General features: G+C 67.7%; 6 protein-coding genes and 1 pseudogene. 5 read left to right on the top strand and 2 right to left on the bottom strand.

Annotated features, from left to right (window positions below):
- From ACAM49_RS26270 to ACAM49_RS26255, 4 genes and pseudogenes are all read left to right on the top strand, one after another.
- Nucleotides 1–1,000 (top strand): annotated as a pseudogene (locus ACAM49_RS26270) (hypothetical protein); the annotation flags it as partial.
- 77 nt (nt 1,001–1,077) lie between these two features.
- Complete coding sequence (locus ACAM49_RS26265; RefSeq protein ID WP_369638232.1) at nt 1,078–2,292, top strand: FAD-dependent monooxygenase; 1,215 nt, start codon at nt 1,078–1,080, stop codon at nt 2,290–2,292.
- A gap of 184 nt (nt 2,293–2,476) precedes the next feature.
- A complete protein-coding gene (locus tag ACAM49_RS26260) occupies nt 2,477–3,991 on the top strand; it encodes an APC family permease (protein ID WP_369638231.1) in 1,515 nt (504 codons plus the stop codon).
- Nucleotides 3,992–4,137: 146 nt separating this feature from the next.
- A complete protein-coding gene (locus ACAM49_RS26255) occupies nt 4,138–4,710 on the top strand; it encodes an isoprenylcysteine carboxylmethyltransferase family protein (RefSeq protein ID WP_369638230.1) in 573 nt (190 codons plus the stop codon).
- Here ACAM49_RS26255 and ACAM49_RS26250 read toward each other — a convergent pair.
- The gene (locus ACAM49_RS26250) at nt 4,704–5,180 is read right to left on the bottom strand and encodes a cupin domain-containing protein (RefSeq protein WP_369638229.1); all 477 of its coding nucleotides are present in this window, start codon (nt 5,178–5,180) and stop codon (nt 4,704–4,706) included. The two genes, ACAM49_RS26255 and ACAM49_RS26250, sit on opposite strands and share 7 nt — an antisense overlap.
- Nucleotides 5,181–5,256: 76 nt before the next feature.
- On the opposite strand from ACAM49_RS26250, the gene ACAM49_RS26245 reads away from it, so the two are divergent.
- Nucleotides 5,257–5,826, top strand: a complete 570-nt coding sequence (locus ACAM49_RS26245; RefSeq protein WP_369638228.1) for a TetR/AcrR family transcriptional regulator — start codon at nt 5,257–5,259, stop codon at nt 5,824–5,826.
- Nucleotides 5,827–5,854: 28 nt separating this feature from the next.
- Here the strand turns inward: ACAM49_RS26245 and ACAM49_RS26240 are convergent, their stop codons facing one another.
- Nucleotides 5,855–6,697, bottom strand: a complete 843-nt coding sequence (locus ACAM49_RS26240) for a hypothetical protein (RefSeq protein WP_369638227.1) — start codon at nt 6,695–6,697, stop codon at nt 5,855–5,857.
- Nucleotides 6,698–6,773 lie beyond the last annotated feature (76 nt).

Raw genomic sequence — 6,773 nt, 5'->3', positions numbered from 1 at the left:
CGCCGAATACTTCACCACCGTGGCCGAAGCCGCAGAACCCTTGCTGCGCACCCGAACCCAACTAGACCACCTGTCCCACCTTGCCGCCGACCACGACAACCTCCAGTCCGCCCTGCGCTGGTCCGCCACCACCGACCCAACTCTCGCCGCCCGCCTCATCGCCGCCCAATCCTGGTACTGGTGGCTCACCGGCCGCCCCGGCGAAGCCCCGGACCTCGCCAACCGCATCCTGCCCGAACTGAATTCGGCGATCGATGCGGAGCAATTCGCGCTGTGCGTGGCGGTCGCGGCCCGGGGGCGGAGTGATCTCACGGCGGAGCTGGAGCGGGCCGCGGCGGGTATCGCGAAGCTGGATCGGCCGCTGAGGCAGCCGTATGTGGTGCTGTTGCTCGCGGTCGCGGGGGTCATGGTGCCCGGTGATCCCGAGGAACTGCGGCGACTGTTCGATGCGGATGATTGGGCGCGGGCGTTCGTGCGGCTGGGGGATGGGCTCGGGCTGTTCATGTCCGGGCACGTCGATGAATCCGAGCCGGAATTCGCCGCTGCGCTGGCGGGTTTTCGGGAGATCGGGGATCGGTGGGCGATCGCGGCGAGTTTGGACAAGCTGGCGGCGGTGGCCGAGCGACACGGTGATCAGGCGGCCTCGCTGGCGTTGATCGAGGAGGCGATCGCGGTCAATACCGAGCTGGGGTGGGTGGCCGATACCGCGGATCTGCTTGCCCGGCGGGGTGATATCCGCCTTGGCGGGGGTGCGGGTCGCGATGTGGCGGCGGCCCGGGCGGATTATCAGCGTGCCGCCGAGCTTGCGCGCACGCACGGTGCGATCGACATGTACGCGAATGCGCTGCGCGGACTGGGGGATGTCGCGCGCGATGAGGATCCCGCGCAGGCGCGGGGCCATTACCTGGAGGTGCTGGAGATTCCGGCCGGTGGTTCGCCGACCCTCCTCGAAGCACATGAACGCGCGCAACGGGGTTTGGCTTTGCTGGATGGTTCATAGCGGCAGGTCAGAAGCTTGGTGAGGGGTGGTGAGGCGACGGTGAGGGTTTGGTGAGCACCTCCGCCGAAGCTTTGCTCATGACAAACGCACAGCAGTTCGCCAACAAGACCATCCTGATCTCCGGGGCCAGCGTTGCCGGTCCGGCGCTCGCCTTCTGGCTGCGGGAGTACGGGTTCACCGTCACCGTCGTGGAGCAGGCGCCGACGCTGCGGGAGGGCGGGTACAAGGTCGACCTTCGGGGAGTCGCGATGGAGGTCATCGAGCGGATGGGGCTCTCCGAGGAGATCCGTAAGGCTTCGACCGATATGCGCGGCGGATCGTGGGTGGACGAGGACGGGAAGGCACTCGCCACTCTCGGGCCGGATCTGATCGGGATGCGGTCGCCCGGCGACGATGAGGTGCTGCGGGGCGATCTGGCGCGGATTCTGTTCGATGCCAGCAAGAATGGGGTGGAGTACAGGTTCGGTGATTCGATCACCGAGCTGGTGGAGCACGCCGACGGGGTCGAGGTGCATTTCCGGAACTCCGCACCGCGGGTGTTCGATCTGGTGATCGGGGCGGACGGGATGCATTCCACGGTGCGCCGCAGCGTCTTCGGGCCGGAGGAGCAGTTCGCGAAGCACACCGGGATGGCCGCCTGCGTCATCTCCGTCCCCAACTACCTGGACCTCGACCACTGGGAGCTGCTGCACGCCAAGCCCGGCAAGGTCGTGCAGGTGTACAGCACCCAGCGCTCGACGGCCAAGGCGCAGTTCATCTTTCCCGCCCCGGAGCAGCTGCCCGACCGCCGCGATATCGCCGCCCAGCAGCGCCTGGTGGCCGAGACCTTCGCCGACGGCGGCTGGGAGGTGGCGAATCTCCTCCAAGCCATGCCGAACTCGCCGGACTTCTACTTCGACACCGTGAGCCAGATCCACCTGGAGCGCTGGTCCGCCGGCCGCGTCGCACTGGTCGGCGACGCCGCCTACTGCCCGTCCCCGCTGTCCGGCCAGGGCACCAGCATGGCGCTGGTCGGCGCGTACGTCCTCGCCGGTGAACTGCGCGCCGCCGCGGGTGATCACCGCGTCGCCTTCGACGCCTACCAGGACCGCATGGCCGAATTCGTCTCGGAGAACCTGACCCTGGGCTGGAACAACGCCACCCAGATGGTCGCCGCCGACGCCAAGGCGCTGCGCCTGCAGATGACCATGATGCGCATGCTGCGCTGGATGCCGTGGAAGGGTCTGGCCCTGCGCCCGATCATCAAGCCGATCGAGAAGGCCGCCAACGCCATTCGCCTGCGCACCTACTGAACCGCGGCCTCGCCGCACCCCTGACGATTCGTAAAGCGCCGGAGGATTTTTCGAGCCGACCGTAAGCAAAGTGACCTGAGTCACATTGCCGATCACGGTCGGTAACTCCGTTTCATATCCAGGCAACAATCCGGCCCGCACAATTCCTCGCAGGTCACGCGACCATGATCTGAGGAGCTTCACAATGGAACCGACCACACCGGCAGTACTAACCGGGGAATCCAGCCCAGCCGAACCGGGAGTATCGCGGCTCAAACCCAATGTGGTGGGTCTGCTCGGCGTGGTATTCATGGCCGTCGCGACGGCGGCGCCCATTACCGCCATGACCGGCAATGTCCCGTTCATGATGTCGGCGGGCAGCGGAATCGGCACGCCCGCGGCGTTCTTGATCGCCATGGTGGTCCTGGCCGTCTTCACGGTGGGCTTCACCACCATGGCCAAGCACATCACCGCCACCGGCGCCTTCTACGGCTTCATCTCCTTCGGCCTGGGCCGCACCACCGGACTGGCGGCCGGCCTGCTCGCCGCCTTCGCCTACGTGGTGTTCGAGCCGTCGCTGATCGGCATCTTCTCCAGCTTCGCCCACAACACGGTGCACGATCAGCTCGGAAAAGACGTGCCCTGGTGGGTTTTCGCGATTCTCATGCTGGTGATCAACACGGTCGGCACCTGGTTCGGCGTCGCGCTGGCCGAACGGCTGCTGGTGGTGCTGCTGGCCACCGAGGTGACGGTGCTGTTCATCATGGCCGTCTCGGTGCTGTTCCACGGCGGCGGCCCGGAGGGCATCTCGCTGGCGCCGATCAACCCGGTCAACGCCTTCCACGGTCCCTCGGCCGGCCTGGGCCTGTTCTTCGCGTTCTGGTCGTGGGTCGGTTTCGAATCGACCGCCATGTACGGCGAGGAATCCAAGGATCCGAAGCGAATCATCCCGCGCGCCACCATGATCGCGGTGCTGGGCGTCGGTGTGTTCTATTTGTTCGTGTCGTGGATGGCGATCTCCGGCAGCGGCGGGGACCAGGCCCTGGAGCTGGCCGGTTCCGACAATCCGATGAACGTCTTCTTCGGCCCCACCGAACGCTACGTCGGGCACTGGGCGGTCGACGCCATGCAGTGGCTCATGGTGAGCGGTTCGCTGGCCTGCGGCATGGCCTTCCACAACTGCGCGGCCCGCTACCTGTTCGCCCTCGGCCGCGAGGGTGTCGTCCCGGCGCTGCAGCGCACCATCGGCTCCTCACATCCCCGGCACGGTTCGCCGCATATCGCGGGCGTGGTGCAGACCGTCATCGCGGCGACGCTGGTGCTGGCCTTCGGGCTCGCGGGCAAGGACCCCTACGCCGGTCTGTACACGCTGCTCGCGGTGCTGGGCACCATGGCGATCCTGATCGTGCAGGCCACCTGCTCGTTCGCGGTGATCGCGTACTTCCGCAACAATCACCCCGAAACCCGGCACTGGTTCCGGACATTGGTGGCCCCGCTGCTCGGCGGTGTGGCCATGATCGGCGTGGTGCTGCTGCTCGTCCTCAATATGGATACCGCGGCGGGTGCGGAAGCGGGATCGATGGTCCTGAAGGCGACGCCGTACCTGGTCGCCGCCGTGGCCCTCTTCGGCATCGGCTACGCCCTGTACCTCAAGCGCACCGACCCGTCGCGCTACGCGCTGCTGGGCCGGACCGTGCTGGAGGAGTCCCACGAACGCTGAACACCGCTGAGCAACCCTGAAATCCGCCCCGGGTCATCCCCGGGGCGGACCGCGTTCATCCTCCGGGTGGATCCCCGATGTGCGCGAGTGCCGTTGAATGGGACTCTCGTGCCAGTCGATTCGGACCGCGGAAGGAACTCCTCGACGTGAACATCGCCGTGATCACCACCTGGGTGTGGCTGGCCTTCGAAATCGCCCTGCGCGTGCGAGATCGAGTGCGCGGCACCGGATCCACGGCCGCCGACGGCCGCACCCGCTTCACCATCATGCTGCTGGTCGCCGGGTCCATGGTCGCCGCCAATGTGGTGGTGGTCTTCCTGCCCGCCGACAGCCCGCTGCGCTTTCCGGGCCCGGCGGTGGCCTGGCAGATCGCGGGCATCGCCTTGATGTGGCTGGGCCTGGTGGTTCGCACCTGGGCAATCGTGGTGCTGGGCAAGCACTTCCGCACCACCGTCGAGGTGGACGCCGACCAGCCCGTCATCGAACACGGCCCCTACCAATGGATCCGCCACCCGTCCTACACCGGCGTCCTGCTCATCACCCTGGGCTTCGGCATAGCCACCGCCACCCTGCCCTCCCTGCTGCTCACCACCGTCATCCCGACGTACGCCTTCCTGCGCCGCATCAACTTGGAGGAGAAGGCCCTCGTCGCGACCCTGGGCGCTCCGTACGAGACCTACCGCCTCGGCACGAAGCGCCTGGTCCCCGGCCTCTACTGAGCCGCGACTCCGGTTTCCTCGTAACGGATCTCGTACTTCGCGGCGACCGGGTTGATCTTCACCGGATCCAGTGCCCCGTCGGTGAGCACCGCCGGTCCCGCCTCGAACAGATCCTCCAGATAGCACTCCCAGCCGCCCGGCGAGGAGATCTGGATGAGCCGGGGCGGCGGCGTGGACCCGCAGCGCAGGGCGTGCGGAATGCCGTGGGGGAGTAGCACGAACATGCCCGCGGTGGCGTGCTCCACGCGATCGTCGAACTCTACTTCCAGGGTGCCCTCGAGCACGTAGATGCATTCGTCGGCCACGTGATGGGTATGCCGCGGGATGTCGCGGGCGAGGGTCACCTCGAGCAGTGAGAACCGGCCCTCGGTATCGGCGGTGGTGGCCTTCACCGCGAAGGCGGGCGGCAGGGGGACGCGGCCGGGCCGCACGGCGCCGGGATCGAGCAGCAGGAATCGATTGTGGGACATGGTGGTACCCTTTCGATCAAGAGAAACGGAACCGGAATCCGGCTCCGTTTCGAGTGTAGGCCGGAAGGGAACCCAGGTGTCAACCCCGTCATCGCCGTCGCGCAAGGCCCGCGCCGACGCGTCGCGCAATCGCGACCGCATTCTGGAGGTCGCGCGAAACCTGTTCGCGGAGCGCGGAAGTCAGGTCCAGCTGCCGGAGGTGGCGCGCGCCGCGGGTGTCGGCATCGGCACGGTGTACCGGCACTTCCCGACCCAGGCCGATCTCATCGAAGCCGCTGCCGCGCAACGCTTCGCCGAGATCGAGGAGTACGCGCGCACCTGCCTGGGCGGTGAGCCCGGCCGGGGTCTGTGGCGCTATCTGAACCATGTCGGTGAAACCCTGGAAGCGGACAGCGGTCTGTCGGCGGCCATCGAGGCGGCCCGGCATTCGCGCGGCAGCGCGCCGCGCGGCGAAGCCCTCGCCGGTCTGGAGGCGGTGATCGGCGACATCATCGAATCCGATTGCGCCGCAGGGGCATTGCGCGCCGACCTCACCGTCGCCGATGTGTACATGATGGTCGGCGCACTGTCCGCCACGATCAGCACGGGCAGCGGAGACTGGCGGCGGCTGCTCGCGCTGCAGTTCGAGGGGCTGCGATCCGCCTGAAAAGTCTTGCGGCGGACCGCGCTCCGGATCAGGCTGGGTCGGCTCCCATGGGGTTGGGATAAGGAACTTCGCCGCTGCGGGCGACGGCCCGGGCCGCGGGCGCCAGGATCGAGAGGGTTTCGACCATGCCGGGGATATCGCGATACGCTGTCATGGCCAGTGCATCGGTGCGAGCCTCGATGTGCTGGCGCAATGCACTCCCGGCCTCGGTGAGGCCCTCGGCGTCCAGCAATCCGCGTTCGCGCAGCCGCTCTCGCGCCGCCTGCCAATCGATTTCGCTCCAGCCGCGATTGTCGCGCCACATCTGCTCGGGCGTCCCCGTCGAGGCCGAGAACAGCACATGCGCCTCGCACCCGTCGATCCCCTCGGTCAGCAGGCACGCCACATGCCCGTCGCCGCGATGTTCGCGCAGTGCGGTGGCGGCCTGCCACAGCGCGTGCACGGCATCGCCCGGCGTCGGCAGGTCGCGATTGGCGGCGAAGAGCGGGCGGCCGCCATCGGGTGCGGCATTGATCGCGTCCCGCAGATGCGGGACCGCCCGCGCGGCGATGGTCACGATGTCGGGCACCACATTCCGCAGCACCGCCGCCGCGGCGATGGTGCGGGTCGCGATGACCGCGTCCGGCGTGGCGTAGCTCCAGGCGTCGGGAATCGCCCGCCGCACCATGGCCGGATGGAAGTTGTAGAAGGTGGCCTCGACCATCGACGGCCCGACCGCGCCGAGCGGCGCCGAGCGCGCCGCGAAGTACCCCATCCAGAATCCGCGCAGGCCAACCGCTTTATTGGCGGCGATGCAGTCGGGGGCGAAGTAGGAGACCGCGTGCAGCGGCTCCAGCACGCGCCACATGTCGCGGGCGAACGCGTTGTCCATGGACCACACCTTAGTGTCTGAGTTCAGCGAACTGTAGCCAGATTTCGGCGCGGATCGCGTCACATACTTGGTATGT

This window comes from Nocardia sp. JMUB6875, assembly GCF_041154655.1.
Taxonomy (GTDB): Bacteria; Actinomycetota; Actinomycetes; order Mycobacteriales; family Mycobacteriaceae; genus Nocardia.
This window is presented reverse-complemented; position numbering and strand designations above follow the sequence as displayed.